Raw genomic sequence first — 26,599 nt, forward strand, 5'->3', positions numbered from 1 at the left:
TAATCAAAATCTCGTTCATCGATGTTAGCAAAAACAGCTGAAAGATTAAATTTCTCTTCTATTGTAAATAGAACGGAATATCCCGATTTCTTGGATATTCAAATAAAGTCCTTTCAGGATTTTTTCCAGTTAGAAACAAAATCGGAAGAAAGAGGGAATGAAGGTCTATACAACACCTTCATGGAAAATTTCCCAATCACAGACACGCGAAACCAATTCGTCTTGGAATTTTTGGATTATTTTATCGATCCACCAAGATACACAATTGAGGAATGTATTGAAAGAGGTTTAACATACAGTGTACCATTAAAGGCAAGGCTTAAATTGTACTGTACAGACCCTGAACATGAGGATTTCGAGACCATTGTCCAGGATGTGTACTTAGGAACTATTCCTTACATGACACCTAGTGGTACCTTTTGTATAAACGGTGCTGAACGTGTTGTAGTTTCTCAATTACACCGTTCTCCTGGTGTATTCTTCAGCCAATCTTTCCATGCAAATGGAACCAAATTATATTCAGCAAGAGTTATTCCATTTAAAGGATCATGGATTGAATTTGCTACAGATATCAATCAAGTAATGTATGCTTACATTGATAGGAAGAAAAAATTACCTGTAACCACATTGTTTAGAGCTATTGGTTTTGAACGAGACAAAGATATTCTTGAAATATTTGACCTTGCTGAAGAGGTTAAAGTTTCCAAATCAGGTTTAAAGAAAGTTTTAGGACGTAAGTTAGCTGCTCGTGTATTGAATACTTGGCACGAAGATTTCGTAGATGAGGATACAGGAGAGGTGGTATCTATCGAGCGTAATGAAATAGTATTGGACCGTGACACTATTATCGATAAGGATAACATCGAGGAAATCCTTGATGCAGGTGTTAAGACCGTACTTTTACACAAAGAAAATGCACAACAAGGAGATTATGCCATTATTCATAATACCCTTCAAAAAGACCCTACAAACTCTGAAAAAGAAGCTGTAGAACATATCTATCGTCAATTACGTAATGCCGAGCCGCCAGATGAGGAAACTGCGAGAGGTATTATTGAAAAATTGTTCTTTAGTGACCAACGTTACTCTTTAGGTGAAGTTGGACGTTATAGAATGAATAAAAAATTAGGTTTGGATATTGGAATGGACAAGCAAGTGCTTACCAAAGAAGATATCATTACCATTATTAAATATTTAATCGAGCTTATCAACTCTAAGGCAGAGATTGATGATATCGATCACTTGTCTAACCGTCGTGTGCGTACGGTAGGAGAGCAGTTGTCAGCCCAATTTGGTGTTGGTTTGGCGCGTATGGCTCGTACTATCCGTGAGCGTATGAACGTTAGGGACAATGAGGTGTTTACCCCTATCGATTTGATCAACGCGAAGACCTTATCTTCTGTTATCAACTCGTTCTTTGGTACAAACCAGTTGTCTCAATTTATGGACCAAACCAACCCATTGGCAGAGATCACGCATAAGCGTCGTCTTTCGGCATTAGGGCCAGGTGGTCTTTCTAGAGAGCGTGCCGGATTTGAGGTTCGTGACGTTCACTACACGCATTATGGACGTCTTTGTCCTATTGAAACTCCTGAAGGACCAAACATTGGTTTGATTTCTTCATTGTCAGTTTACGCCAAAGTAAACTCTATGGGATTCATCGAAACTCCTTACCGCGAGGTTAAAGAAGGTTTGGTGGACATCAAAGGAGAGCCAATCTATTTAAGTGCAGAGGAAGAAGAAGAGAAATTGATTGCTCAGGCAACTGTTAAGGTGGATGACGAAGGAAAGATTTTACATGATAAGGTAATTGCCAGAATGGAAGGTGATTTCCCTGTAATTGAACCGGAAAATGTACACTATACAGACGTAGCGCCTAACCAAATCGCCTCTATTTCGGCATCTTTAATTCCATTCTTGGAGCATGATGATGCGAACCGTGCCTTGATGGGATCTAACATGATGCGCCAAGCAGTACCATTATTACGTCCTCAAGCACCTATTGTGGGAACCGGATTAGAGCGTCAAGTAGCTTCAGATTCAAGGGTATTGATCAATGCAGAAGGAGCTGGTACAGTTGAGTATGTTGATGCCAATGAAATCGTAATCAGATACGAGCGTACTGAGGAAGAAGCTATGGTAAGTTTTGATAGCGATACTAAAACTTATCCATTAATTAAATTTAGAAAAACTAACCAAGGTACATCTATCAACCTTAAGCCAATTGTAACTAAAGGTGACAAGGTTAAGAAAGGACAAGTACTTTGTGAAGGATATGCAACAGAAAATGGAGAGCTTGCATTAGGTAGAAATATGAAAGTGGCCTTCATGCCATGGAAAGGGTACAACTTCGAGGATGCGATTGTGATTTCTGAGAAAGTAGTACGCGATGATATTTTTACATCTATCCACATCGATGAGTATTCGTTGGAAGTTAGAGATACCAAATTGGGTAACGAAGAGTTAACTAATGATATCCCTAACGTATCGGAAGAGGCTACTAAAGACCTTGACGAAAACGGTATGATTCGTATTGGTGCAGAGATCAAGCCAGGAGATATTCTTATTGGTAAGATTACACCAAAAGGAGAAAGCGATCCTACTCCAGAAGAAAAATTATTGAGAGCAATCTTTGGTGACAAAGCTGGAGATGTTAAAGATGCATCTTTGAAAGCTTCACCTTCGTTACATGGTGTTGTTATCGACAAGAAGTTGTTCTCTAGAGCTATAAAAGACAAACGTAAGAGAGCTAAGGATAAAGAGGATATCGATGCATTAGAAAGCGTTTACTACAGAAAGTTCGATGAACTTAAAGATGTATTGGTTGAAAAATTATTCAACATTGTAAACGGAAAAACTGCACAAGGTATCTTTAATGATCTTGGTGAAGAAATTATTCCTAAAGGGAAAAAGTATACCCTTAAGATGTTAAATGCTGTAGATGACTATACGCACTTAACTTCAGGAACATGGACTACAGATGATCACTTAAATGAACTTGTAGCAGATTTGATCCACAATTACAAAATCAAGGAAAATGATTTACAAGGATCTTTACGTCGCGAGAAATTTACAATCTCTGTTGGAGATGAGTTACCATCTGGTATCATAAAACTAGCTAAGGTTTATGTTGCTAAAAAACGTAAACTTAAAGTAGGTGATAAAATGGCAGGACGTCACGGTAACAAAGGTATTGTTGCACGTATCGTTCGTCAGGAAGATATGCCGTTCTTGGAAGACGGAACTCCAGTTGATATCGTGTTGAACCCACTAGGGGTACCATCACGTATGAACATCGGGCAGATTTATGAAACGGTTCTTGGATGGGCTGGACAAAAATTAGGACGCACTTATGCAACCCCTATTTTTGACGGTGCAACTCTAGACCAGATCAATGAACTTACCGATGAGGCAGGAATCCCAAGATTTGGACACACTTACTTATATGATGGTGGAACAGGAGATCGTTTTGACCAACCTGCAACTGTAGGGGTTATCTACATGATCAAACTAGGCCACATGATCGACGATAAGATGCACGCACGTTCTATCGGGCCATACTCATTGATTACGCAACAGCCACTTGGAGGTAAGGCTCAGTTTGGAGGTCAGCGTTTCGGAGAGATGGAGGTATGGGCACTTGAGGCTTATGGAGCATCAAGCACACTACGTGAAATCTTAACAGTAAAATCTGATGACGTTATAGGTAGAGCTAAAACTTACGAAGCAATCGTAAAAGGAGAGCCGATGCCAGAACCAGGACTACCTGAATCTTTCAACGTATTAATGCACGAATTGAAAGGATTAGGATTGGATATTAGATTAGAAGAATAAAAAAGTTTTCAGTCTTCCGGTAGGTGAGTATCACTTACCGGAAACTGATAAAGACTACAAAGTATTATGGCTAGAAAACAAGATAAGAATACAGTACAGAGATTTAATAAAATCTCGATTGGTTTAGCATCGCCAGAGTCTATTTTGGCGGCATCTCGTGGTGAGGTTCTGAAACCTGAAACTATTAATTATCGAACTCATAAACCAGAAAGAGATGGTTTATTCTGTGAGCGTATTTTTGGTCCCGTTAAGGATTTTGAATGTGCTTGTGGTAAATATAAAAGAATCCGTTACAAAGGAATTGTTTGTGATAGATGTGGTGTTGAAGTAACAGAAAAGAAGGTACGTAGAGATAGAGTAGGACACATTAACCTTGTTGTGCCAGTAGCACATATTTGGTATTTCCGTTCTCTTCCAAATAAAATTGGTTACCTATTAGGATTGCCATCCAAGAAATTGGACATGATCATCTACTACGAGCGTTATGTGGTAATTCAACCAGGTAATGCAAAAGGTGTAGAAGGTGACCCATTACAAAAATTGGATTTCTTGACAGAAGAGGAATACTTGACCATCTTGGAATCACTTCCACAAGAAAACCAATATTTGGACGACACAGATCCTAACAAATTCATCGCTAAAATGGGAGCCGAGTGTTTGATCGAGCTTTTAGCGAGAATTGATTTGGATGAATTGTCTTATGACCTACGTCACAAAGCCAACAACGAAACTTCTAAACAACGTAAAACCGAAGCGTTAAAACGTTTACAGGTTGTTGAGGCGTTTAGAGATTCTAATGCTAACCGTGAAAACAGACCAGAGTGGATGATCATGAAGGCTATTCCTGTCATTCCACCAGAATTACGTCCATTGGTGCCATTGGATGGAGGTCGTTTTGCAACGTCAGATTTGAATGATTTGTACCGTCGTGTAATCATCCGTAACAACCGTCTGAAGAGATTGGTAGAAATCAAGGCTCCAGAAGTAATCTTACGTAACGAAAAGCGTATGTTACAAGAGTCTGTAGATTCATTGTTTGATAACACACGTAAGTCGTCTGCTGTAAAAACAGATTCTAACAGACCACTTAAGTCATTGTCTGATTCCTTAAAAGGTAAGCAAGGGCGTTTCCGTCAGAACTTATTAGGAAAACGTGTTGATTACTCTGCACGTTCGGTAATTGTTGTTGGACCGGAATTAAAATTGTTTGAATGTGGATTGCCAAAGAACATGGCAGCAGAATTGTACAAGCCTTTTATCATCAGAAAATTGATTGAAAGAGGAATTGTTAAGACTGTAAAATCTGCGAAAAAAATTATAGATAGAAAAGAACCAGTTGTGTGGGACATCTTGGAAAACGTATTAAAAGGACATCCAGTGCTTTTGAACCGTGCTCCTACGCTTCACAGACTTGGTATCCAAGCTTTCCAGCCTAAGTTGATCGAAGGTAAAGCTATCCAGTTACACCCATTGGTATGTACGGCGTTTAACGCGGATTTCGATGGTGACCAGATGGCGGTACACTTACCATTAGGACCAGAGGCTATTTTGGAAGCACAATTGTTGATGTTGGCATCACACAATATCTTGAACCCTGCTAACGGATCTCCGGTAACCGTACCTTCTCAGGATATGGTACTTGGTCTGTACTACATGACCAAGGAGCGTTTAACTACCGAAGATGTAACTGTTAAAGGTGAAGGTTTGACATTCTACTCTCCAGACGAGGTAACTATTGCTTACAACGAGAAAAGAGTAGACTTGAATGCCCGTATCAAGGTAAGAACAAAAGACTTTAATGAGGCAGGTGAATTGACCACCCAAATCATTCAAACTACTGTTGGACGTGTACTTTTCAACGAAAAAGTACCCGCAGCAGCAGGATATATTAACCAAGTTTTGACTAAGAAATCGCTTAGAGATATTATTGGTAACATTCTTAAAGTTACTAGTGTACCTGAAACAGCGGCTTTCTTGGACGACATCAAAGGTTTAGGATATAGGTTTGCATTCCAAGGGGGATTGTCTTTCAGTTTAGGTGATATTATTATCCCTGCTGAAAAACACAGCATGATCGATAAAGCCAATACTTTGGTAGATGGTATCATGGCCAACTATAACATGGGACTTATTACCAACAACGAACGTTACAACCAGGTAATTGATATTTGGACGTCTACGAATGCTGAATTGACGGAGTTGTCTATGAAGCGTATCCGTGAGGACCAACAAGGATTTAACTCTGTATACATGATGCTTGATTCTGGAGCTCGTGGATCGAAAGAGCAGATTCGTCAGTTGACCGGTATGCGTGGTTTGATGGCAAAACCTAAGAAATCTAATGCTGGAGGTGGTGAAATTATTGAAAACCCAATTCTTTCTAACTTTAAGGAAGGACTTTCAATTTTGGAATACTTTATCTCTACGCACGGTGCTCGTAAAGGTCTTGCGGATACGGCTCTTAAAACGGCCGATGCGGGTTACTTGACGCGTCGTTTGGTAGACGTTTCTCAAGATGTTATCATTTACAGTGAAGACTGTGGTACATTAAGAGGTATTGAAGTAGCGGCCTTGAAGAAAAACGAAGAGGTTGTTGAGAAACTTGAAGATAGAATTGTAGGTCGTACTTCATTGAACGATGTTTACGATCCTATTACAGAAGAATTATTGGTAAAAGCAGGAGAGCATATCGATGAGCCTATTGCTAGAGCAATCGAGAACTCTGCACTTGAAACTATAGAAGTACGTTCACCATTAAGTTGTGAGGCTAAACAAGGAATTTGTGCTAAGTGTTACGGTAGAAACCTTGCCACTGGTAAAATTGTACAAAGAGGTGAAGCCGTTGGTGTTGTAGCAGCGCAGTCTATTGGAGAGCCTGGTACACAGTTAACATTGCGTACCTTTCACGTAGGGGGTATTGCCGGTAACATCTCTGAGGAGAACAAGTTAATCGTGAAGTACGACGGTATTGCAGAAATCGAAGATTTAAAAACTGTTAAGACCGTTGATAATGAAGGGAAGGAAGTAGATGTTGTTATTTCCAGAACTTCAGAAATGAAACTTGTAGATGCCAAAACAGGTATCACTTTAAGTACAAACAACATTCCTTATGGATCGTTTGTATATGTAAACAGTGGAGATGCTGTTAAGAAAGGTGATGTAATCTGTTCTTGGGACCCTTATAACGGTGTAATTATTTCAGAATTTGCCGGTAAGGTACGTTATGAAAACATCGAGCAAGGGATGACGTATCAAGTTGAGATCGATGAGCAAACTGGATTCCAAGAAAAAGTAATTTCAGAATCTAGAAACAAGAAATTGATTCCAACACTTCATATTGAAGATTCAAAAGGTGAAACTATCCGTTCATACAACTTACCGGTAGGTGCTCACTTGATGATTGATAATGGAGAGAAGATTAGCGTAGGTAAGATTTTGGTTAAGATTCCTCGTAAATCTGCTAAGGCAGGGGATATTACTGGAGGTCTTCCACGTGTAACCGAGTTGTTCGAAGCTCGTAACCCATCTAACCCAGCGGTAGTAACTGAGATTGATGGTGTGGTATCCTTCGGTAAGATTAAGAGAGGTAACCGTGAAATCATTATCGAGTCTAAACTTGGAGAGGTTAAGAAATACTTAGTGAAGTTATCTAACCAAATCCTTGTTCAGGAGAACGATTACGTTAAAGCTGGTATGCCATTGTCTGACGGATCGATCACGCCTACAGATATCTTGAACATTAAAGGACCATCTGCAGTACAACAATACTTGGTGAACGAAGTTCAAGAAGTATACCGTCTACAAGGGGTGAAGATCAACGATAAGCACTTTGAGGTGGTTGTAAGACAAATGATGCGTAAAGTTCAGATTATTGATTCTGGAGATACTATCTTCTTAGAAAACCAATTGGTACACAAATCTGACTTTATTGAAGAAAACGACAAGATCTTCGGAATGAAAGTAGTAGAGGACGCAGGAGATTCTGCGAAATTGAAGCCAGGTCAAATCGTTACCCTTCGTCAGTTAAGAGATGAAAATTCTATCTTGAGAAGAGAGGATAAAGCTTTAGTATCGGCTAGAGATGCTAGTCCAGCTACAGCTACTCCAATCCTACAAGGTATTACGAGAGCCTCTCTACAGACTAAGTCATTTATCTCTGCGGCATCGTTCCAGGAAACTACAAAAGTTCTTAACGAAGCAGCAGTAAGTGCAAAAATTGATGCTCTTGAAGGCTTGAAAGAAAACGTAATTGTTGGACATAGAATTCCAGCCGGTACAGGTGTTAGACGATACGATAGTATTATCGTAGGATCTAAAGAGGAGTTCAATGAAATGATGAAAGCCAAAGAAGAAATGAATTATAACTAAAAAGAATTCCCGCGTAAGCGGGATTCTTTTTTTACATTAATTTGAATAACATAACATATGGCAGACGAAGAAAAGAAAAAGAAACAAGGACAAATCAATATTGAATTGGATGAAAAAATTGCTGAAGGAACTTATTCCAACTTGGCAATCATTAACCATTCAGTTTCAGAATTTGTTGTTGATTTTGTTAGTATAATGCCTGGAACTCCAAAAAGTAAGGTGAAGTCTAGAATTATTTTAACTCCACAGCACGCCAAAAGACTATTAAAGGCATTGGGGGATAATGTTCATAGATTTGAGCAAGCTCATGGTGAGATAAAAGATTATGAGCAACCACCAATTCCATTAAATTTTGGACCAACGGGACAAGCATAAAAGAAAAAGCCTTTGATGATTATCAAAGGCTTTTTTTATGGTATTGAATTGAAAGTTTTTTAAGCAAACTCTGCAACTTTTGCTTTATAGCTTAAGGCCCCAGAAGGACACTTTTCAATTTGTTTAATGATTTTTTCACTTGGAGCTCCATCCAAATCAACCCAAGGAATAACAGAATGCCTGAAGACACTTGAAAGTTCTTTGGCACATCGTTCTGAGTTGATACATTGGCAAGGATCGAAAGATACAGTAATGTCTCCATTACTGAATTGGTTAGCTTGGATTTTCATAAGTAGACGATTTTGGGGTTATCTTCACAGGTTGAAATTATCAAAATGCCGAATCTTTCAACAATATTTTCGATAAGCGACAACAAATAAGTGGCAAACCCTTTCGTTTGTATTTAATTTCTTACTAAAACGATTGAAATGTTAATTTATTACTTGAATTCTGAAGTAAAGTGGAACTTAATTGACGGGTACTTTTGCTGTGTCATTTGCAATGAAAATGCTGAATCAGCCAAAAATACAAGTTGTCCTTGCTTGTCTTTAGCCAAGTAGCGTTGCTTCACACGTAAAAATTCTTTGTACTCTTCATTTTTGACATCTTCAGGATCTACCCAACAAGCCTTAAAAACATTTAGGTTTTCGTAGGTACATTTGGCTCCGTATTCGTGCTCTAATCTGTATTGGATTACTTCATATTGAAGGGCTCCAACAGTACCGATTACTTTACGTCCATTGAGTTCCAGTGTAAATAACTGAGCAACCCCTTCGTCCATCAATTGGTCAATTCCTTTGAACAATTGTTTTGACTTTAATGGGTCGGCGTTATTAATGTATCTAAAGTGTTCCGGAGAGAAACTTGGGATTCCTTTGTAATTGATGGTTTCACCTTCGGTAAGCGTATCTCCAATTTTAAAGTTACCCGTATCATGAAGTCCAACAATATCACCAGGGTAGGAGATATCTACGATTTCCTTTTTCTCTGCAAAAAAGGCATTTGGACTAGAGAATTTCAATTTCTTGTTATTTCTAACGTGAAGATAAGGCGCATTACGTTTAAATTCTCCGGATACAATTTTAATGAATGCCAAACGGTCACGGTGGTTTGGATCCATATTAGCATGGATTTTAAATACAAAACCGGTAAATTTTGATTCATCTGGATTTACCAAACGCTCTTCACTTTGTTTTGGTCTTGGAGAAGGCGCTATATCCACAAAGCAATCCAACAATTCCCTTACTCCAAAATTGTTCAAGGCAGAACCAAAGAATACAGGTTGTTGTTGACCACTTAAATAATCCTCCTTACTGAATTCAGGATAGATACCCTGTACCAATTCTATTTCCTCTCTAAGGGTATCCGCTGCTTTATCACCTACCAATTTGTTCAGTTCTGGCGATTCCAAATCGGAAATCTCGATAGTTTCCTCAATATTCTTTCTGCTATCGCCGCTAAATAGGTTGATGTTCTTTTCCCAAATGTTGTAGATACCTTTAAAGTCATACCCCATACCAATTGGGAAACTCAATGGTACTACACTTAAGCCTAATTTTTGTTCGATTTCATCCAAAAGATCGAAGGCATCTTTTCCTTCACGGTCTAATTTATTGATAAACACAATCATTGGAATGTTTCGCATTCTACAAACCTCTACCAGTTTTTCGGTTTGCTCCTCAACTCCTTTGGCTACATCAACTACAACAATAACACTATCAACAGCGGTCAAGGTTCTAAAAGTGTCTTCGGCAAAGTCTTTGTGACCTGGTGTGTCCAAGATATTCACTTTAATACCATTGTACTCAAAAGCAAGTACCGAAGTAGCTACAGAAATCCCTCTTTGGCGTTCAATTTCCATAAAGTCACTCGTAGCTCCTTTTTTTATTTTATTGCTTTTTACGGCACCGGCCTCTTGAATGGCCCCACCAAAAAGCAAGAGTTTTTCTGTTAAAGTAGTCTTTCCGGCATCAGGGTGAGAAATGATACCAAACGTACGTCTTCTTTTGATTTCGTCTTTAAAATTCATGCGCTTAAATTGGACGGCAAATATACGTCTTCTTCAGGCATGTTACAATTAAGGATTCCACTTTTTAAAGGCTTCATTTGCAGAGGATATAGTATAAACGTTATTTTTTGATGACTTATGTATAATTAACTTTAACCAATTTCACTTAAAAGTAATCATCTTTGTTTTTGTGATTTTTCAGGCAACAATTAGGGTAAGGATTATGTTCATTTGAAATTTGATTGGTATTTTTACGGTATGATTGAAGAACAAGTCATTTTAGTTAATGAAAACGATGAGCAAATTGGTACAATGGCCAAGATGGAAGCTCACGAAAAAGCATTGTTGCACAGGGCATTTTCTGTGTTTGTGTTCAATGATAAAAATGAATTGATGGTGCAGCAACGTGCACTTCATAAATATCACTCACCAGGGTTGTGGACCAATACCTGTTGCAGTCACCAACGTGTTGGAGAAACCAATATTCAAGCAGGGAAAAGACGATTGCAGGAGGAAATGGGCTTTGTAACTGATTTGAAAGATACTATTTCCTTCATTTATAAAGCACCTTTTGACAATGGGCTTACAGAACATGAATATGACCATATATTGGTGGGACATTACAATGAAGAACCTGAAATAAACCCAGACGAAGTAGCTGCTTGGAAATGGATGGGATTGGAAGAAGTAAAGTCCGATATGGTCACACACCCAGAAGTGTATACAGCATGGTTTAAGATTATTTTTGAAAAATTCTACCAACATATAAATATTTCAAAATGATAGTCACTGTAAGTAGGAGGGCCCATTTTAATGCGGCACATCGGCTTTATCGGAAAGATTGGTCGGACGAGCAAAACTTAGAGGTATTTGGAAAATGCAGTAATCCAAATTACCATGGTCACAACTACGAATTATCTGTGAGCGTCACGGGACGGATTGATAAAGAAACAGGTTATGTTATAGACCTTAGGGTCTTAAAGAATATCATTAGGGAAGAAGTAGAAGAGCCTTTTGACCATAAAAACTTGAATTTGGAGGTCGAAGAATTTAAGGACCTAAATCCCACTGCTGAAAATATTGTCGTAGTGATCTACAACAAACTCAAGGCCCGATTGGATTCCAAACTCGATTTGGAAGTCACCTTATATGAAACCCAACGAAATTATGTAACCTACTCAGGACAGTAAGGCATGAACGAACTTTTATACCCCATAAAATTTGACCCCATTTTAAAAGATAAGATTTGGGGAGGTGAAAAACTTAAAAAAGTACTGCATAAAAAAGGAACTTCAAAAAATGTAGGTGAGAGCTGGGAAATTAGTGATGTGGAAGGAGACACTTCAGTAGTGGCTAATGGAGCCCTAAAAGGTAAAACCTTAAAGCAATTATTACATACTTACAAGGATAAGCTCATAGGATTAAATAACTATAAAATTTTTGGTGATAAATTCCCGTTGCTTATCAAATTCATCGATGCCAGGGAAGATCTTTCAATTCAATTACACCCCAATGATGAATTGGCATTAAAGCGCCATAATTCATTCGGTAAAACCGAGATGTGGTATGTTATGCAGGCAGATCAAGGCGCTAATCTTATTGTTGGTTTCAACCAAAAGGTAACTCCAGAGATGTACTTAAAACATCTAGAAAAAAAGACCTTGACCAAAATATTGAACTTCGATAGAGTAGGCACAGGAGATACTTATTTTATTGAAGTAGGGCGTTTACATGCCATTGGGGCAGGGGTGCTTTTGGCAGAAATACAACAAACCAGCGATGTTACTTATCGGGTGTATGATTGGGATAGGGTAGACAGCAATGGTAACGGAAGGGAGTTGCACAACGATTTGGCAATTGATGCGATAGATTTTGATATGCCAGACAACTTTAGGGTAGAGTATCCTACTGATGCAAACAAATCTAATGAAATGGTAAGTTGCCCATATTTTACTACCAATTATTTAAAAGTAGATTCCAAACTTGAAAAGAAGAACACTCACGATTCGTTTATTATTTACATGTGTGTGGAAGGAAAAGCTACCATAGAAACTGAAGGGGCAAAGGCAACCTTGGTGAAAGGTGAAACCGTATTGATGCCATATGCTATTGATACGTTTACTATAGATGCCAAGGATGCCACACTTTTGGAAGTTTACGTTTAAAACTACAAAGCCTTTACAAAGCTTTGTATTTAGAGGAAGGACCTCACTTTATTTCAATTAATTACTTACTTTTGTAGCAAATTAAAATTACAAATTATGGCAAATGTTAGAAACCTAAAAAAGGACATTAACTACGTTTTAGGTGATATTATTGAGGCTGTGTATGTATGGGAATATAACAATACAGACAAGGACACAAAGAAGAGCGAAGCAATTATTGACGAAGCAATTGAAAAATTTGATGCTTTAATTGCAAAGGTAAATGACAAGAATGTAGAAGACAAAAAAGCTCATTTTAAGTCTATTAACCAAGAGCTGGAAGAAAGCGCAGAAACACTGATTGAAAAAATTAACGCTTTAGGATAATTTCTTTTAAAAAAATGTTTGCAAATATAGTTTTCAGGATTATATTTGCACTCGCTTTGCCGATATAGCTCAGCTGGCTAGAGCAGCTGATTTGTAATCAGCAGGTCGTGGGTTCGAGTCCCTCTATCGGCTCTAAAAAGCCTCTCAGTTTTGAGAGGCTTTTTTTATGCTTTTTTGTTAATTATCCTTTTTGCGCTTCAGCCATGAAAAAATCCCTTTTTTCTTTTTCTTCTTAAATTCTCTTTGGTCCTTTTTGTTGCCAAGTAAACGTTGTAAAAAGTTGTCTTCTTGGACAGGCGGGCAATCTAAACTCGCCAAGACCTCAAAGGAAGGAGATTCAAAGCGAGCTCTGGTATAACGGTTGAACCTAGAATCTTGGTTAAGCAGTTTTAAGTAATTGGCAAAAATGGGTAATGCCGAATTGGCGCCTTGACCCATTCGGGTACTTTGAAACCCAATTTGTTGGTTGTCGTTTCCAACCCAAGTAATGGTGACCAAGTTTGGCATTAGGCCAACAAACCAACCGTCTTTATTGTCCTGGGTGGTTCCGGTTTTTCCTGCTAAATCATTTCTGAATTTATAAGAAGTGCGCAAGCGCTGCGCCGTACCTTCATTAACCGTAGCTTTCATGAATTCCAACATGATTTGTCTAGTATTGTCGCTAAAGGCCTTTTCTACAGTTTTTGGACTTTTATAGAGGTCTTCGTAACTGGCAATGACATTACCATTCTTATCTTCAATTTTAGTGATAAATATGGGCGTTGACGGTAGGCTATTGTTGACATAACTGGAATAGGCTTTGGCAAGTTCCAATAATCTAAGATTTGAAGAACCCAATGCAATGGAAGGCACATTTTCAATTTCGGAAGCAATTCCCATTTTATGGGCCATGGAGATCACATGATCGATTCCCGTTTCGTACAATACTTTTACGGCAATGGTGTTGACTGAATTGCTTAAAGCCTTTTGAAGCGAATAATTAAGGTTTTCGTCTACTTCTTTTGAGGCGTTTGTAGGCGTCCAATTGTCCACATTGGTATAGGTAATGGCTTTTAAAGGGAAATAAGTACATGGAACCATACCGTTTTCAAGTGCGGCCGTATAGACAATTGGTTTAAAAGTAGAACCTACCTGCCGTTTACTTTGGGCCACGTGGTCGTACTTGAAAAAACTATAATCGATTCCTCCCACATAAGCCTTGATAGCTCCTGTTTTTGCTTCTACAGAAACCATTCCTGCGTTTAGAAATTTGGAGAAGTATTCTAAACTATCCAATGTGGATAGAGAGGCAATACTGTTGTCATCCCATGAAAAAAGTTCCGTGGATTTTTTCTTGTTTAAAGAGTCTTGAATAGCTTTTTCATCCAAACCTAAATTTTTTAAACGCTTGTAAGTTGGTAACCTTTTTTTGGCAGCAAGAAAAGCAGATTTGTTCTTTAACCAAGGAGCATTGTTCCCATAAGCTTTTTCAAATTGCTTCTGAAGGTTTTTCATATGCTCTTTCATGGCTCTTTCAGCATATTGTTGCATGGTATTGTCCAAAGTAGTATACACCTTAAGGCCGTCATGGAAAATATTATAGGGTTCTCCATTGGAGTTTCTAAACTGTTTTTGTTTGAGAATAAAGTCCAACTGTTTTTTTACTTCAGCCCTAAAATAGGGAGCTAAACCTTGATTAGGAGCGTAATACTGATAATCTAAGTTAATGGGAGTTTCAGTAATATTGTCAATGCTAGATTGTGGAAGATAGTCGTATTTTACCATCTGATTGAGCACAACATTCCTTCTTTCCATCGAATTTTCAGGGAATAACCTAGGGTTATAGCTGTTATTTGCTTTTAAAGAACCAATAAGTGTAGCTGCTTCCAAAAGGTTTAAATCCTTGGCGTGTTTATTAAAGAATTTTTGAGAGGCACTTTCAATACCATAAGTATTGTCAGGAAAGGGAACTGTGTTAAGGTACAGTGTCAGGATTTCTTCTTTGGAATATAGATCTTCAATTCTTTTGGCCACGATACTTTCCCTTATTTTATTGACCACAATACTTATGGCGCCATAATCTTGTCTCCCAAACAAATTTTTAGCCAATTGTAAGGTGATGGTACTACCGCCTCCCGAAGATTTATCGGCCATTAGAATGGTTTTGAAAAAGACTCTTAAAAGACTTTTGTTGTCAATTCCATGATGCTCGTAAAACCTTGAATCCTCTGTAGCGATGAGGGCATCGATAAGGTGTTGCGGAAATTCGGTAAAAGGAATGGATTGCCTGTCGTACACATATAACTTGCCAATAAGTTTGTTGTTGCTGTCAAGTAGCTGAGTTGCTTGGCTTTGTTTGAGACTAGAGAGTTTATTTTTGCTTGGAATTTCTCCCCAAGCACCAAAGTAAATACTGTAATAAAAGCAAATTAAAAGAGCTGTTAGAAGTAGTAGACCATAACCAATTCGTTTTCCCCATTTTCGTAAGCGTTCCTTGTTCAAAATCATAAAATTAACTTCTCTACAAGGTAACGAAATTATTACAGAAGTATTATGTCATTACTGTAAACAAAAAAGCCAGCAATATGCTGGCTTTTTTAATGATGTTTCAAAATATTATTGAGCGTCTTCTGTATCTGAAGCTACAGTTGTTGAATCTGCTTTTCTAACTTCTATTTCAGCTTTTAATTTTTTACCGTAAAGAGATGCTTTGATGTTATCATTTAGAGCATCGTAAATGGTTTCTAAATATTTAACCGATGTATTTGGGATTTCCGTAAGGGCTAAATATGGAGATACTTCACTGTCTTTATGGTTTACAGCAAAGTTAATTGTATACAAATATTTACGTTTTATAAGCGTGTTGTATTGAGTTTCGAAATCAAAGCTTATAGAATCATTGCTTTTTTCCGATTCGAAATGTTCTTTGATCAAATCCAAATTCTTGTTATTGAACTTAGATATCATCAATAGGTATTCTTCCAAAACCTCCTGTTGTTTCGATCCCTTGATAGAGGCATCAAAATTAAAGTTCTTTAGGGTTGTGTTGATTTCAGTAATGCCCTTGTCCGCAAAAAATGAAATGTAACGATCGTCATTGTCATTTTTGTTCAGTTTTATTGACAAAACTTGAGGTTCGTTTAAGCTGCTGTGCAACTGAAATTCGGGATTGCCATTCACGACAACCGAATCTACAACTACAAAAGTTGAATCCTGCTGCTGCTCAAGGTAAACGGTTCCTTTTTTTAAACCGTCAACACGAACTTTAACTGTTAAATCGTGAGAATCCGTTCCACAGGAAATTGCCAAAAAGGCAAGGGCTACTATTAATGCGTTCTTCATTTTAAAAAATTATTGGATGGCAAATATCTTATAAAAAAAAATTAAAAACTAACCGGCCGAAGCGATTCTCATCAACTCGGCACATAGGAGGGCTCCATAGGTTCCCACTACATAACCAAATACTGCTAAAAGGGCACCAACCGTTGCAAGGGAAGGGTGGAAAGCAGCTGCAACAACAGGCGCCGATGCTGCACCTCCAACATTCGCTTGGCTTCCAACAGCCATAAAAAAGTAAGGAGCTCTAATAAGTTTGGCAACTAAAATAAGCAGGCCAGCATGGATGGTCATCCAAACCAAACCAATTAAAATTAATCCTGGATTTTCAAAAATTTTACCAAGGTCCATTTTCATTCCAATTGTAGCTACCAAAACATAAATAAAAACACTTCCTATTTTGCTGGCACCAGCACCTTCGTAATTCTTGGCTTTGGTAAATGACAATAAAATACCAATTAATGTAGCTATGGAAATCAACCAGAAAAACTGACTTCCAAAAGAGGAAAGGGCACTTTTTGGGTTGCTTACAGCTTCAAAATTATCTGATAAAAACGTCGAAATTTTATCCGCAGAAAAATGAGCAATTCCAACTGCTGTAAAGGCAAACATCAAAATAACGATAAGGTCTGTGAGTGTTGGGTTTCTGGTAATCTTTTCACTGAAATTCTGAACTTTTTCCTGTAGTTTGTCAATGGCACTGTTATCGGCTTTTAGCCAATTGTCAATTTTGTTTCGCTTGCCAATTCCCAATAACAGGACTGCCATCCAAATATTGGCCACAACTATATCTACCAATACCATTCCTCCGTAAAGTTCTTGGTTGAATTCATAGATTTCCAACATAGCTGCCTGGTTCGCACCACCCCCAATCCAACTTCCGGCCAAAGTGGCTAAACCTCTCCAAACCGCATCGTGGCCAACGCCACCAACTGTTTCGGGAGAGAAGGTAGAAATAATTAAAATAGCAATTGGACCACCAATTACAATACCAATGGTACCAGTAAAGAACATCACCAAAGCTTTCCAACCTAAATTGAAAACGGCTTTAAGGTCAATGCTAATGGTCAATAAAACTAAGGACGCTGGCAGTAAATAGCGACTGGCTACATAATAAGTTTTGGAAACGTCGGCAGAGATTAATCCAAAAGAATTGAAGACTGCAGGAATAAGATAACACATCAACAAGCCTGGAACATATTTATAGAATACTGGCCAGAATCCCTTTTTTTGAGATTCGGTGTAGAAGACAAATCCTAGTGCCAACATTAGTAATCCCAATACAATGGCATCATTTTTAAACAATACAAATTTATTGACGGTACTGTTTTCTATTTTGGTAGCCACTTGAGCAACGTTGCCTGCATGGTCAAATTGAGCTTTGTCAATAGTAAGTAGCTGCACGTCTTTAAAACGTTCTTGCGTGTGCGCTTTTATGTTGAATAAAGCTTGTTTTTTGGATATAGCTACTGGAGCATCTCCTGAATATTTTATGATATAGCTTCCATTGTTTTCAGAAAAACTTAAGGAACCTTGGGATAGTTTTTTGTTGAGAATAACTTGCTCCAGTTTTAGGGCTGAATCCGTTGGCGAGATGGTTAAAGAGAAATTACTGAAGTTAATAGAGTCTACTGCAACTGGTATTTCAAAATCTTCGGAATAAGCGCTTTCGGGTTTGCCAACATAAAGGGTTTGTGCATGGCTGTTTTGGATTGAAAAAAACATTGATAAACAGCTAATGACGCAATAAATAAAATATCTCATGGGTAAGTGAATTGAGCTGCAAAAGTGACAAAATTATTCCACAAAAAAAAGCGACCTCTAAGTGTCGCTTTCTTCATTTGAATCTGTTTTCTTTTTTGGTGCTCTATTGTGGTTTTTAAGACTTTGCATCAGCATCCATTCAATTTGACCATTAGTGCTCCTGAACTCATCCGAAGCCCATTTTTCAATGGCTTTGAGCATCTCTTCATTAATCCGTAATGCAAAAGCTTTCTTTTTAGACATAATTTTCTTCTATAAATTCTGGATTATATGTTTCTGATTTAAACTTCTTCAAGGTATCATAAAATTCATTGGCCTTGGAGGTACTTATAAGAAGTGGCTTTTTGGCATCGTACATAATCCTCATTACTTTGTCTGTTCCTAATGTTGTTATGGTATCTTCTTTGGAAAAGAGATTCCATTTGCCAACGGCACAACCATGGTTAAAACTGGAATAATTCTGAATTTGGAAATCTGTAATTTTTTCAAACGGGATCAATTTCCATTTGCTACAAAAAGGAGGGAATTTGTATAGGACACCTTCTTTTGACACCTTTGTATAGATAGCATTATTTCGAATAAAAAAAACTATTAGTAAATTTAGAATTAGAACAAAACCTAGATTCAAAAGAGTTTCATTTAAATTGGTTTCTCCTTTCTTGTATTCATTAAAAAGGAAAAGAGAAACTACCATAAAATCTACCCCTAGTAGGATATAAATCCAATTTCCTATTTGTTGTTTTTCAAAAAACTCCTTTTCCATAAGAAGTGCTTTTAAGATGTTTTATCTAAATTTTTCACGCTCAAAAACTATGGTTGTCATGGATGCATTAATGTGTATCAACTTCCAGCCTTCACGGGCATGTTGGTTGAGATGGTCCTCAAGTTTTTGGCTTGGATTTCGTAGCCCCATAGATCTAGAGCTTACTTTGTATTCTTTCATATTAATGAGTTAGGGTTCCTGTATTTAATACTGGAGAAGCATCTTTGTCGCCACAAAGAACAACCATGAGGTTGCTAACCATAGCGGCTTTGCGTTCTTCATCCAATTCTACAATTTCTTTTTTGTTGAGTTCTTCCAATGCCATTTCCACCATGCTAACCGCTCCTTCCACAATTTTATGTCTGGCCGCAACAATGGCAGTAGCTTGTTGACGTTTTAACATGGCATTTGCAATTTCTTGAGCATAGGCTAGATAACCAATTCTTGCTTCCAAGACTTCGATACCGGCGATGGAAAGACGTTCGTCAATCTCTTTTTCAAGAGCATTACTAACTTCGTTTACACTGGAACGTAATGTAATGTCTTCGTCATGACCTTCGTCTGCAAAATTGTCATAAGGGTACATACTTGCCAGCTTTCTTACAGCGGCATCGGTTTGCACTCTTACAAAGTTCTCGTAATTGTCTACATCAAAAGCGGCTTTGTAGGTGTCCTGTACACGCCAAACCAAAATGGTGCTAATCATTACTGGATTCCCCAATTTGTCATTTACCTTAAGACGTTCGCTATCAAAATTACTGGCTCTAAGCGATATTTTCTTTTTGGTATAAAAGGGATTCACCCAATAGAAACCATTCTTTTTTACAGAACCTTTGTATTCTCCAAACAGCAATAAAACTCTGGAGTTATTTGGTTGAACCATTATAAAACCTAAAGCAATTAGGATAGCCAAAATTATGGCAAATACAAACCAAGGGGTTTGGAATACGGCGATAGCCGCAATACCTCCAAAAAATAGGACAAGAAATAGAAACAGCATAAGATAGCCATTGGCGGGGACGATAATTTTTTCTTCTTTCATCTTTGATTGATTTATTGTGATATTGAAATGATATCATAAAGATATGTGAAAATTTAATCATGACAAAATTGTTTTTGGCATGACTATTGGAATTTATGCAATCGTAATAGTCATATTACATTTGGTTGGTTAATTAGTTGAAATGAAAAGCACCCTTTTTAGAGGGTGCTTTTCTTCATTTATATAGGGCGATAATTTAATTATAAGGACAATGGCATTTGTTGCTCTTGAATAGGTTTGAGAAAAAGCCATCGAGATCATCGGGGTTGGTGCGGAAGATGTCTATAAAAACACTTAAGCGTAGCATATTAGGTTTATAGGATCTTAGATCTGCTAGGTTAACACCATAAGCACTGTGGATAATGTCCAACAATTCTTCTTCGGTTTCTTTAAGGCCTTGTTCGTACCTAAGATCTACTCCAAACCTACCAAAACGTACCATGACTCCAAAACTGAAGTTAACCGTGGTTGTATCCAAGTCTGGACCTCCATCACTATAGGACGTTACTTGAACGCCATCAAGTGTGGTATCATTATAAAAATTGAATCCTGGTCCAAGATAAATGGACACAGGATCAAAGATTTCAAAACCAGCCAAAATAGGGACTTCTATCCTAGAGGTTTTCCAATAAGCTTTTTTATCCGGAAAGTCATAACTGTTTTTGGAGGATAGATAAACTATTTCTGGCCTTAGAAAGAACTTGCCATATTCAACAGTAAAATAACCTCCAAATTGATAACCTAATTCCTTGTTTGGGGAGAATATTTCATCTTCATCCATAGTTGCAATGGAATTGGCTCTAGAATTGATATCGCCTATGGTGTAGTAATTTAATCCCCCTTTGGCTCCTATGGCAAATTCCTGGGCTTTGGAGGAATATATTCCCAATAGGCAAGTGACAAGTAGTAAAATTGTTGCTCGCATGGTTAATTAGTGGGATTGGTAATCCTATTAAAACTAATTTAACACAACTATACGTACACAATTTAATCGATTAGCAACCTTATTTTTCGTTAATCTTAGTAAAATATTTGAAAATGAATGTTTTAACTTGAATGTACTTAGTTTAATTTGATTTTATAAAAGCCGAAATACTTTCCACTAAATCTTGAGAAATAGGCAGAGAGGCATCATTGTAAGTTTTAAAATTTTCAAGTTCGTTGTCATCCACTTCTATGAATACATGATTCATTTTATCTATGATTTTCAATTGGGCATTTGGCGCTGCACTTTTCAATAGCTCCGCATCTGCCTCGGAAATTTGTAAATCATTGGTACCATTTAGTATTAAGATAGGCATGTCCAGCATTGCAATACTAGCTTGTGGATCATATCGCATCCAATTAATCATAAAGGGCTGGATATCTATATTGAAAATGGAGTTTAGGGCAGGTGAGTACTCTGTAGTGGTTTGACCAGACTTTAAGATATCGATAACTCTGTTGCTTTCTTCAGAAAATTGAGGTGCGCTTTTAGCAATCTGCTCTTTTAAAACTTCATCGATACCTTTACCTGGTCCTGCCAACGAAATAAACCCATTGGCATTGTCTTTGGCTGCCAACATGCCTATGAGGCTACCTTGGCTATGTCCTATGATGTATATCTTGGAAAAGGCCTTTTTCTTTTTGAAATATTGTAGTACATCCGAGGCATCAGTTACAAAATCGTCAAACATGATTTCTTCGTCTAACTTTCCAGTTTGTAATAATTTCACCGAACGCTTGTCATATCTAAATGTAGCAATGCCTTCTCTGGTTAAAGCTTCGGCCAATTTTTTTAGTGAATTGTTTTTTGCAAAATTTTGATTTCCATTTCTATCTGTTGGACCAGATCCTGCAATTAAAATTGCCAATGGTGGCTTTTGAATGCCATTGGGTATTAATAAGGTGCCATCAATAATTTCGTTTACTGAGATATTTTCAGTGGTGAAATTTGCGTCCTGTGCCATTAAACTATGGTTGACACAAACAAAACAGGTTAAAAGGAAAAAAATAGATTTCATAGCTGGTCCTTGGTTTATTTTCAAATTTAAACAAAAGTACCCATCATTCTATTTGGGAAACGTTTTCTCTATTAAATTGTTGCTTTTTCAGAGGAGAAAATTGAAAATTTCAAGATGCATTTTGTCGGTAAAACGTGTGTTTTTGTCTTTAAATGTTAAAATTATGTGTATTTCATCGATTTATTATGTATTTTAATCGATGCAATGAAATATTGTTTTACATTTGAAGTGTACTAGAAATTTAGTTTTTAGTTCAATGGATTAATTAATTAATATTTGCATTATGTTGTTGGCTTTAGAGACCCTAAATCTACACATGTAAAACAGCAAATTAGGAAAACCGAGATTGAGGGATCTCGGTTTTTTCTTTTTATGGGATTCTTTAAATCAACTTTCTGAAGGTTAGATTAATTCTGGAGCCAACCTTTCGTTTCGTTTTAGCAATTTGATGCAACCAATGTTCCTGCATAGCGCCTTTCATAATCAATAAACTTCCGTGCTGTAATAGCACTTTATGTCGCTCATTTTTTAATTGACGGTGTTTAAAATGAAAATAACGCTCTTCACCAAAACTTACCGAAGCAATCACAGGATGGATTCCTAATGAAGCCTCATTGTCTGCATGCCAACCATTACTGTCATTGCCATTTCTGTAGAGGTTTAAAAGCACGGAGTTAAAATGATGTTGGGTTTCCTCTTCAACCTTAGTTTTGATTTCCAAAAGATCTTTGGAGAACGGATTAGGATGCATTGTAATACCTGAATAACTGTAAGGCGTATTGCTTTCGCCATATAAAGCTGTTAATCTTGGCTGTTGATAGGTTTTTCCGAATACTTTTATTTCATCCTGCTGCCAATTAATATCTTCCAAAAGCCTTTCAAAATAATTGGAAGCTTCATGGTTTGAGAAGAAATTTGCGATGTAAATAAGTTCTGCGTCAGGCAATTTCCAAATCAGTTTTTCACCAGAAAATAAATCCATAGCCTTAATTTTTCTAAATTAGCCTTACATTATGAAGAACAAAATACTGATAATACTATTTATAGTCATAAGTTTTGCCTTTAAATTACAGGAGACAAATACCTTGCCCGATGGTTTTGTGTATGTAGATTCTGTTATTCCGGATATTAAGGTGGAACTTCGATATTATAGCTCCCATAATTTTGTTGGAGATACTATTACAGGCTATCAATCCAACAGATTGATATTAACCAAGCAGGCAGCCGAAGCTCTGAAGTTGGTACAGGATGAATTGCAACAGCAAAACTTGTGCTTAAAGGTGTATGATGGTTACAGGCCACAACGAGCTGTTAACCATTTTATGGAATGGGCACGTAATTTGACGGACACGATTCAAAAGCAAGAATTCTATCCTAATGTCAATAAGAAATATTTATTTCGTGATGGCTATATTGCGACGCGCTCTGGACACAGTAGGGGGAGTACCTTGGACCTTACTATTGTAGATGCGGAAACTTTAGAGCCTTTGGACATGGGAAGTCCTTACGATTTTTTTGGAATGCCTTCTTGGGTATCTTATGAAGGTATTACTAAAGAACAAAAGGAAAATCGGCAATTACTGCAAAAGGTTATGAATAAGCATAACTTTAGGAGTTATTCAAAGGAGTGGTGGCATTTTACCTTGCGTTGGGAGCCATTTCCAGACACTTATTTTGATTTTCCTGTGAAGTAAATAGTGCCTATTCCTCTTTAAAAACTTTGTAAGTTACTCCAATACCGTAATTGGTAAGGTTGGATTTTAATAGTGAGGATTCAATCCCGCTTCCTTTTTCAAACCGAACCCACTCATTATCGTTTAGGAATACCCGCTTTATGTAAGTGTTATTTTCTGCAATTTCATCTGTAAACGGTAGCAGCGGTCTAAAATTGGTTGGGATTTTTAAAATTCCATCTCTAGACTTCACTTCTTTGTATTTTTTGTTGGGTAGCAATTTTCCGTTTTTATCGGTATAACCCAATACTTGAAGCGATACAAAAAAACCATTGTCGGGGATATCCAATTCATGTTCGGTTACATCAAGTTCAAAAACATCGCCGTGTTTTTCAGTCGCTACAAAAACGATGTTTTCATAGGTGAGTACGTCTCCAGGAAAACCTTGCTTATTCTCGTAAAATTTTACTTTAAAGAGGGTAGAAAACGGTTGTTTGTCGGCATTGGCCTTTTTACGTTTTTCCCAGTCTTTGGATTCCAAAGTAATTGGGAAATGAATGGTAGCTATTTCTTTGTCTTGAGAGGTTTCATTTGGGAAAAAGACGGCAATTTCAGATTCTATGGTTGGTAACCAACATTTATAATAATCATCGTCCAAATAGGGTTTTTGAGTTTCCTTTTTGAATTTTCGGTCCTCTTTTGGCACATTTACATTTAAAACAACTTCTTCCAATTGGTCAATATGAGGTTCTAAAAGTAGATTCTTAGGAAGGTTTTCAGTAGCAACCCCTAAGTCCTTATATCCTAAGGCCGAAATGAAAAGAGAATCAATATCCGGATATAGCTTTTTGGTGAAAATGAACATGCCTACATCATCGGCAAAAATACCGTTGCCATTCCCGAAGGAAATAGTGGCGTAGGGAATAGGTTCATTTGTGCTTCCATCCTTGATGGTGGTTTGGGCCATTGCCAAACCACCACAAAATAGGATGCTTATATAGAATAAGATGTGTCGCATTATTTATTAGCGTTTATCCAAGTATTTATTTTGGTTTCCAAATAGGCCAATGGCATATTTCCAGACTCTAATACTTGGTTGTGGAATTCAGAAATACTGAATTTGTCTCCTAATTCCTTTTCGGCTTTGGCTCTCAATTCCAAAATCTTCAACTGACCAATTTTGTATGAAAGTGCTTGCCCCGGAATCGCCATGTAGCGCTCCACTTCAGAGATGATGCTTGATTCACTTTCAGCTTCATTTTCCAAAGAATATTGAATAGCCTGCTCTCTTGACCAGCCTTTAGTGTGGATTCCTGTATCGACTACCAATCGGATAGCGCGGTGCATTTCTGCACTTAACATTCCAAAATATTGGTAGGGATCTGAGTAAAGTCCTAATTCTTTTCCAAGGGATTCCGTGTACAAAGCCCATCCTTCGCCATAGGCACTGTAATATAAGGTTTTTCTAAAGCTCGGTAACTCTTCATTTTCCTGTTGCAATGAAATTTGGTAATGGTGCCCTGGAATGGCTTCGTGTAGGAATAATGATTCGTCCATAAAGTTGTTGTATTCCGAAGCATTTGGAACCGGTACATAAAAAATACCAGGCCTTGTTCCGTCAACAGAACCTGGACTGTATTCTGCACTTGCCGAAGCTTCCCTGAAAGCCTCAGTACGTCTTACTTCAAAAGGGGTTTTTGGTTTTAAATCGAACAGTTTTTCCAATTGTGGTTGCATTGTTGCATGGATATTGTTGAAGTGATCAATCACTTGTTGTGCCTCCGTATAAGGCATCAGTTCTTTATTGTTTCTCACAAAATCAAAGAAACTTTTTAGGTCTCCTTCATAACCAACTTGAGCTTTCACTTTTTCCATTTCAGAAGAAATACGAGCAACTTCGCTCAATCCCAACTGGTGAATTTCATCCGCCGTCATGTTGGTCGTGGTGTACTGCTTAATCGCAAAGGCATAGTAATCTAGTCCAGTTGGAATTTCTGAAATACCACTTGTAGTCCTTCCTGCTTCCAAATAGTCTTTGCTCATATAATCCAACAACTTTTTGTTGGCAGACACCACTTTGGTTTCGATAAGGTTTTTATAGGCTTCAGTCAATTTGGTTTTGTCTTCCTCTGTAAAATCTTCTGGAAAGTTTTTAATAGGAAGGAAAAACAAATGCTCTTCGGTAGTAGCGTTGGTAAGAGCCTCTAATTGAGGAAGCACTTTTGTAATCAATGATTTTGGAAGGGTATAGCCTTTGGTTACACCTTCTTTCATTTTTGCTTCTGCAGAGGCCATCCATTCCAAATAACCCTCTACACGAAGTAACCAGTTATTATAGTCCTCTACAGTATTGAAGGGTTGCGAACCAGCACCACTGGCCAATTGGCCTATCATTAAAGGCAGGGACCAAAATTGGTTGATAGGCATTAAGTCTTCTCTAAACGTAAGGCGTTCCAAATTGATATCGCATTCCCAATTTAGGATGGCTTTTGAAAGTTGTTGGCTCTCGCTCAATTGGGCATCCTGGAATGCATTTACTTGCTCTTTATAGTTGGTATAATGAGCTTTCGTTTTTGCCATAAAGTCATCCGATAACATGTTCGGGAGCAAATCGTTGTATCTGTTGTCTCCCTCTGCTGTAGCATTTAAAGGATTCAGTTTTAAGGCATCTTGATAATAGGCTTCCAATACTTTGTCAAAGTCGGCATTGGGCATATTTGCATTGATTGTTTGAGAATCTGTTTCGGTGGGTTTGGTCTCATTTTTACAAGCAATAAACGTTGCAATTAGACCAGCAGCTATTAATAATTTCTTCATTAAAACAATAAAATTTTATTTAAGGTTTTAAAGATACGTAATCTATGCAGTTTCTAAAGCATAAAAAAACTGCCATCGAAGAATGGCAGTTTGCGGTATTGAGGTT

Annotated in this window: 22 protein-coding genes and 1 tRNA gene; 9 read left to right on the forward strand and 14 right to left on the reverse strand. The window is 37.5% G+C overall.

Annotated elements, in window-relative coordinates; translation table 11 throughout:
• The first annotated feature begins 21 nt into the window (after positions 1-21).
• The 3 genes from rpoB (at position 22) to BKM32_RS08355 (ending at position 8,577) form a co-directional block, all read left to right on the forward strand.
• A complete protein-coding gene (rpoB, locus tag BKM32_RS08345; protein ID WP_053977410.1) occupies positions 22-3,834 on the forward strand; it encodes a DNA-directed RNA polymerase subunit beta in 3,813 nt (1,270 codons plus the stop codon).
• Between the two features lie 66 nt (positions 3,835-3,900).
• Complete coding sequence (gene rpoC, locus BKM32_RS08350) at positions 3,901-8,202, forward strand: DNA-directed RNA polymerase subunit beta' (RefSeq protein WP_076663408.1); 4,302 nt, start codon at positions 3,901-3,903, stop codon at positions 8,200-8,202.
• Positions 8,203-8,259: 57 nt separating this feature from the next.
• Entirely contained in the window at positions 8,260-8,577 is a 318-nt protein-coding gene (locus BKM32_RS08355) for a DUF3467 domain-containing protein (RefSeq protein ID WP_076663409.1), read from the forward strand.
• A gap of 59 nt (positions 8,578-8,636) precedes the next feature.
• Here BKM32_RS08355 and BKM32_RS08360 read toward each other — a convergent pair whose 3' ends face one another.
• Positions 8,637-8,867: a (4Fe-4S)-binding protein gene (locus BKM32_RS08360; RefSeq protein WP_053977413.1), complete on the reverse strand. Its 231-nt coding sequence runs from the start codon at positions 8,865-8,867 to the stop codon at positions 8,637-8,639.
• A gap of 149 nt (positions 8,868-9,016) precedes the next feature.
• Positions 9,017-10,606, reverse strand: coding sequence for a peptide chain release factor 3 (locus BKM32_RS08365; protein ID WP_053977414.1), 1,590 nt, complete (start codon positions 10,604-10,606; stop codon positions 9,017-9,019).
• A 237-nt stretch (positions 10,607-10,843) separates the two neighbouring features.
• On the opposite strand from BKM32_RS08365, the gene idi reads away from it, so the two are divergent.
• The 5 genes from idi (at position 10,844) to BKM32_RS08390 (ending at position 13,248) form a co-directional block, all read left to right on the forward strand.
• Positions 10,844-11,368, forward strand: a complete 525-nt coding sequence (gene idi, locus BKM32_RS08370) for an isopentenyl-diphosphate Delta-isomerase (protein WP_076663410.1) — start codon at positions 10,844-10,846, stop codon at positions 11,366-11,368.
• Positions 11,365-11,775 carry a 6-carboxytetrahydropterin synthase gene (locus tag BKM32_RS08375; RefSeq protein ID WP_053977416.1) on the forward strand — a complete coding sequence of 137 codons (411 nt, stop codon included), beginning with the start codon at positions 11,365-11,367 and terminating at the stop codon, positions 11,773-11,775. Before idi ends, BKM32_RS08375 begins: the two co-directional genes overlap by 4 nt.
• A 3-nt stretch (positions 11,776-11,778) precedes the next feature.
• On the forward strand, positions 11,779-12,750 hold the full coding sequence (locus tag BKM32_RS08380; protein WP_076663411.1) for a type I phosphomannose isomerase catalytic subunit: 972 nt from the start codon (positions 11,779-11,781) through the stop codon (positions 12,748-12,750).
• Between the two features lie 96 nt (positions 12,751-12,846).
• Positions 12,847-13,116 carry a hypothetical protein gene (locus BKM32_RS08385; RefSeq protein ID WP_053977418.1) on the forward strand — a complete coding sequence of 90 codons (270 nt, stop codon included), beginning with the start codon at positions 12,847-12,849 and terminating at the stop codon, positions 13,114-13,116.
• Positions 13,117-13,174: 58 nt separating this feature from the next.
• Positions 13,175-13,248, forward strand: a tRNA-Thr gene (locus BKM32_RS08390).
• A 45-nt stretch (positions 13,249-13,293) separates the two neighbouring features.
• Here the strand turns inward: BKM32_RS08390 and BKM32_RS08395 are convergent.
• The 10 genes from BKM32_RS08395 to BKM32_RS08440 all read right to left on the reverse strand — a co-directional run bounded on the left by BKM32_RS08395 (position 13,294) and on the right by BKM32_RS08440 (position 22,985).
• Positions 13,294-15,603 carry a transglycosylase domain-containing protein gene (locus BKM32_RS08395; protein ID WP_076663412.1) on the reverse strand — a complete coding sequence of 770 codons (2,310 nt, stop codon included), beginning with the start codon at positions 15,601-15,603 and terminating at the stop codon, positions 13,294-13,296.
• A 108-nt stretch (positions 15,604-15,711) separates the two neighbouring features.
• On the reverse strand, positions 15,712-16,437 hold the full coding sequence (locus BKM32_RS08400; RefSeq protein ID WP_076663413.1) for a DUF4369 domain-containing protein: 726 nt from the start codon (positions 16,435-16,437) through the stop codon (positions 15,712-15,714).
• Between the two features lie 48 nt (positions 16,438-16,485).
• A complete protein-coding gene (locus BKM32_RS08405) occupies positions 16,486-17,700 on the reverse strand; it encodes a DUF819 domain-containing protein (protein ID WP_076663623.1) in 1,215 nt (404 codons plus the stop codon).
• A gap of 552 nt (positions 17,701-18,252) precedes the next feature.
• Entirely contained in the window at positions 18,253-18,438 is a 186-nt protein-coding gene (locus tag BKM32_RS08410) for an Arc family DNA-binding protein (RefSeq protein ID WP_076663414.1), read from the reverse strand.
• Entirely contained in the window at positions 18,431-18,958 is a 528-nt protein-coding gene (locus BKM32_RS08415) for a hypothetical protein (RefSeq protein ID WP_076663415.1), read from the reverse strand. Before BKM32_RS08415 ends, BKM32_RS08410 begins: the two co-directional genes overlap by 8 nt.
• 21 nt (positions 18,959-18,979) lie before the next feature.
• Positions 18,980-19,138: a DUF4177 domain-containing protein gene (locus BKM32_RS16365; RefSeq protein ID WP_076663416.1), complete on the reverse strand. Its 159-nt coding sequence runs from the start codon at positions 19,136-19,138 to the stop codon at positions 18,980-18,982.
• Between the two features lies 1 nt (position 19,139).
• A complete protein-coding gene (locus BKM32_RS08425) occupies positions 19,140-20,000 on the reverse strand; it encodes an SPFH domain-containing protein (protein WP_076663417.1) in 861 nt (286 codons plus the stop codon).
• Positions 20,001-20,196: 196 nt separating this feature from the next.
• Positions 20,197-20,925, reverse strand: coding sequence for an outer membrane beta-barrel protein (locus tag BKM32_RS08430; RefSeq protein WP_123812086.1), 729 nt, complete (start codon positions 20,923-20,925; stop codon positions 20,197-20,199).
• A gap of 142 nt (positions 20,926-21,067) precedes the next feature.
• A complete protein-coding gene (locus tag BKM32_RS08435; protein WP_253187437.1) occupies positions 21,068-21,949 on the reverse strand; it encodes an alpha/beta hydrolase in 882 nt (293 codons plus the stop codon).
• 436 nt (positions 21,950-22,385) lie between these two features.
• Positions 22,386-22,985 (reverse strand): alpha-ketoglutarate-dependent dioxygenase AlkB, encoded by a 600-nt coding sequence (locus BKM32_RS08440; protein WP_076663420.1) that lies wholly within the window; start codon positions 22,983-22,985, stop codon positions 22,386-22,388.
• A gap of 31 nt (positions 22,986-23,016) precedes the next feature.
• Between BKM32_RS08440 and BKM32_RS08445 the strand changes: the two genes are divergently transcribed.
• A complete protein-coding gene (locus tag BKM32_RS08445; protein ID WP_076663421.1) occupies positions 23,017-23,697 on the forward strand; it encodes a M15 family metallopeptidase in 681 nt (226 codons plus the stop codon).
• A 7-nt stretch (positions 23,698-23,704) separates the two neighbouring features.
• On the opposite strand, the gene BKM32_RS08450 is transcribed toward BKM32_RS08445, so the two are convergent.
• Together BKM32_RS08450 and BKM32_RS08455 are read right to left on the reverse strand one after the other, a co-directional pair.
• Positions 23,705-24,694, reverse strand: coding sequence for a hypothetical protein (locus BKM32_RS08450; protein ID WP_076663422.1), 990 nt, complete (start codon positions 24,692-24,694; stop codon positions 23,705-23,707).
• Positions 24,694-26,493 (reverse strand): DUF885 family protein, encoded by a 1,800-nt coding sequence (locus BKM32_RS08455; RefSeq protein ID WP_076663423.1) that lies wholly within the window; start codon positions 26,491-26,493, stop codon positions 24,694-24,696. Before BKM32_RS08455 ends, BKM32_RS08450 begins: the two co-directional genes overlap by 1 nt.
• Positions 26,494-26,599: the final 106 nt, after the last annotated feature.

The organism is Mangrovimonas sp. DI 80 (assembly GCF_001975575.1).
Taxonomy (GTDB): Bacteria; Bacteroidota; Bacteroidia; order Flavobacteriales; family Flavobacteriaceae; genus Mangrovimonas_A; species Mangrovimonas_A xylaniphaga.

What these genes read in the sequence shown, in the direction of transcription:
- rpoB (WP_053977410.1), top strand. Translation starts at nt 22, where the DNA reads ATGTTAGCAAAAACAGCTGAAAGATTAAATTTCTCTTCTATTGTAAAT.
- rpoC (WP_076663408.1), top strand. Translation starts at nt 3,901, where the DNA reads ATGGCTAGAAAACAAGATAAGAATACAGTACAGAGATTTAATAAAATC.
- BKM32_RS08355 (WP_076663409.1), top strand. Translation starts at nt 8,260, where the DNA reads ATGGCAGACGAAGAAAAGAAAAAGAAACAAGGACAAATCAATATTGAA.
- BKM32_RS08360 (WP_053977413.1), bottom strand. Translation starts at nt 8,867, where the DNA reads ATGAAAATCCAAGCTAACCAATTCAGTAATGGAGACATTACTGTATCT.
- BKM32_RS08365 (WP_053977414.1), bottom strand. Translation starts at nt 10,606, where the DNA reads ATGAATTTTAAAGACGAAATCAAAAGAAGACGTACGTTTGGTATCATT.
- idi (WP_076663410.1), top strand. Translation starts at nt 10,844, where the DNA reads ATGATTGAAGAACAAGTCATTTTAGTTAATGAAAACGATGAGCAAATT.
- BKM32_RS08375 (WP_053977416.1), top strand. Translation starts at nt 11,365, where the DNA reads ATGATAGTCACTGTAAGTAGGAGGGCCCATTTTAATGCGGCACATCGG.
- BKM32_RS08380 (WP_076663411.1), top strand. Translation starts at nt 11,779, where the DNA reads ATGAACGAACTTTTATACCCCATAAAATTTGACCCCATTTTAAAAGAT.
- BKM32_RS08385 (WP_053977418.1), top strand. Translation starts at nt 12,847, where the DNA reads ATGGCAAATGTTAGAAACCTAAAAAAGGACATTAACTACGTTTTAGGT.
- BKM32_RS08395 (WP_076663412.1), bottom strand. Translation starts at nt 15,603, where the DNA reads ATGATTTTGAACAAGGAACGCTTACGAAAATGGGGAAAACGAATTGGT.
- BKM32_RS08400 (WP_076663413.1), bottom strand. Translation starts at nt 16,437, where the DNA reads ATGAAGAACGCATTAATAGTAGCCCTTGCCTTTTTGGCAATTTCCTGT.
- BKM32_RS08405 (WP_076663623.1), bottom strand. Translation starts at nt 17,700, where the DNA reads ATGTTGGCACTAGGATTTGTCTTCTACACCGAATCTCAAAAAAAGGGA.
- BKM32_RS08410 (WP_076663414.1), bottom strand. Translation starts at nt 18,438, where the DNA reads ATGTCTAAAAAGAAAGCTTTTGCATTACGGATTAATGAAGAGATGCTC.
- BKM32_RS08415 (WP_076663415.1), bottom strand. Translation starts at nt 18,958, where the DNA reads ATGGAAAAGGAGTTTTTTGAAAAACAACAAATAGGAAATTGGATTTAT.
- BKM32_RS16365 (WP_076663416.1), bottom strand. Translation starts at nt 19,138, where the DNA reads ATGAAAGAATACAAAGTAAGCTCTAGATCTATGGGGCTACGAAATCCA.
- BKM32_RS08425 (WP_076663417.1), bottom strand. Translation starts at nt 20,000, where the DNA reads ATGAAAGAAGAAAAAATTATCGTCCCCGCCAATGGCTATCTTATGCTG.
- BKM32_RS08430 (WP_123812086.1), bottom strand. Translation starts at nt 20,925, where the DNA reads ATGCGAGCAACAATTTTACTACTTGTCACTTGCCTATTGGGAATATAT.
- BKM32_RS08435 (WP_253187437.1), bottom strand. Translation starts at nt 21,949, where the DNA reads ATGGCACAGGACGCAAATTTCACCACTGAAAATATCTCAGTAAACGAA.
- BKM32_RS08440 (WP_076663420.1), bottom strand. Translation starts at nt 22,985, where the DNA reads ATGGATTTATTTTCTGGTGAAAAACTGATTTGGAAATTGCCTGACGCA.
- BKM32_RS08445 (WP_076663421.1), top strand. Translation starts at nt 23,017, where the DNA reads ATGAAGAACAAAATACTGATAATACTATTTATAGTCATAAGTTTTGCC.
- BKM32_RS08450 (WP_076663422.1), bottom strand. Translation starts at nt 24,694, where the DNA reads ATGCGACACATCTTATTCTATATAAGCATCCTATTTTGTGGTGGTTTG.
- BKM32_RS08455 (WP_076663423.1), bottom strand. Translation starts at nt 26,493, where the DNA reads ATGAAGAAATTATTAATAGCTGCTGGTCTAATTGCAACGTTTATTGCT.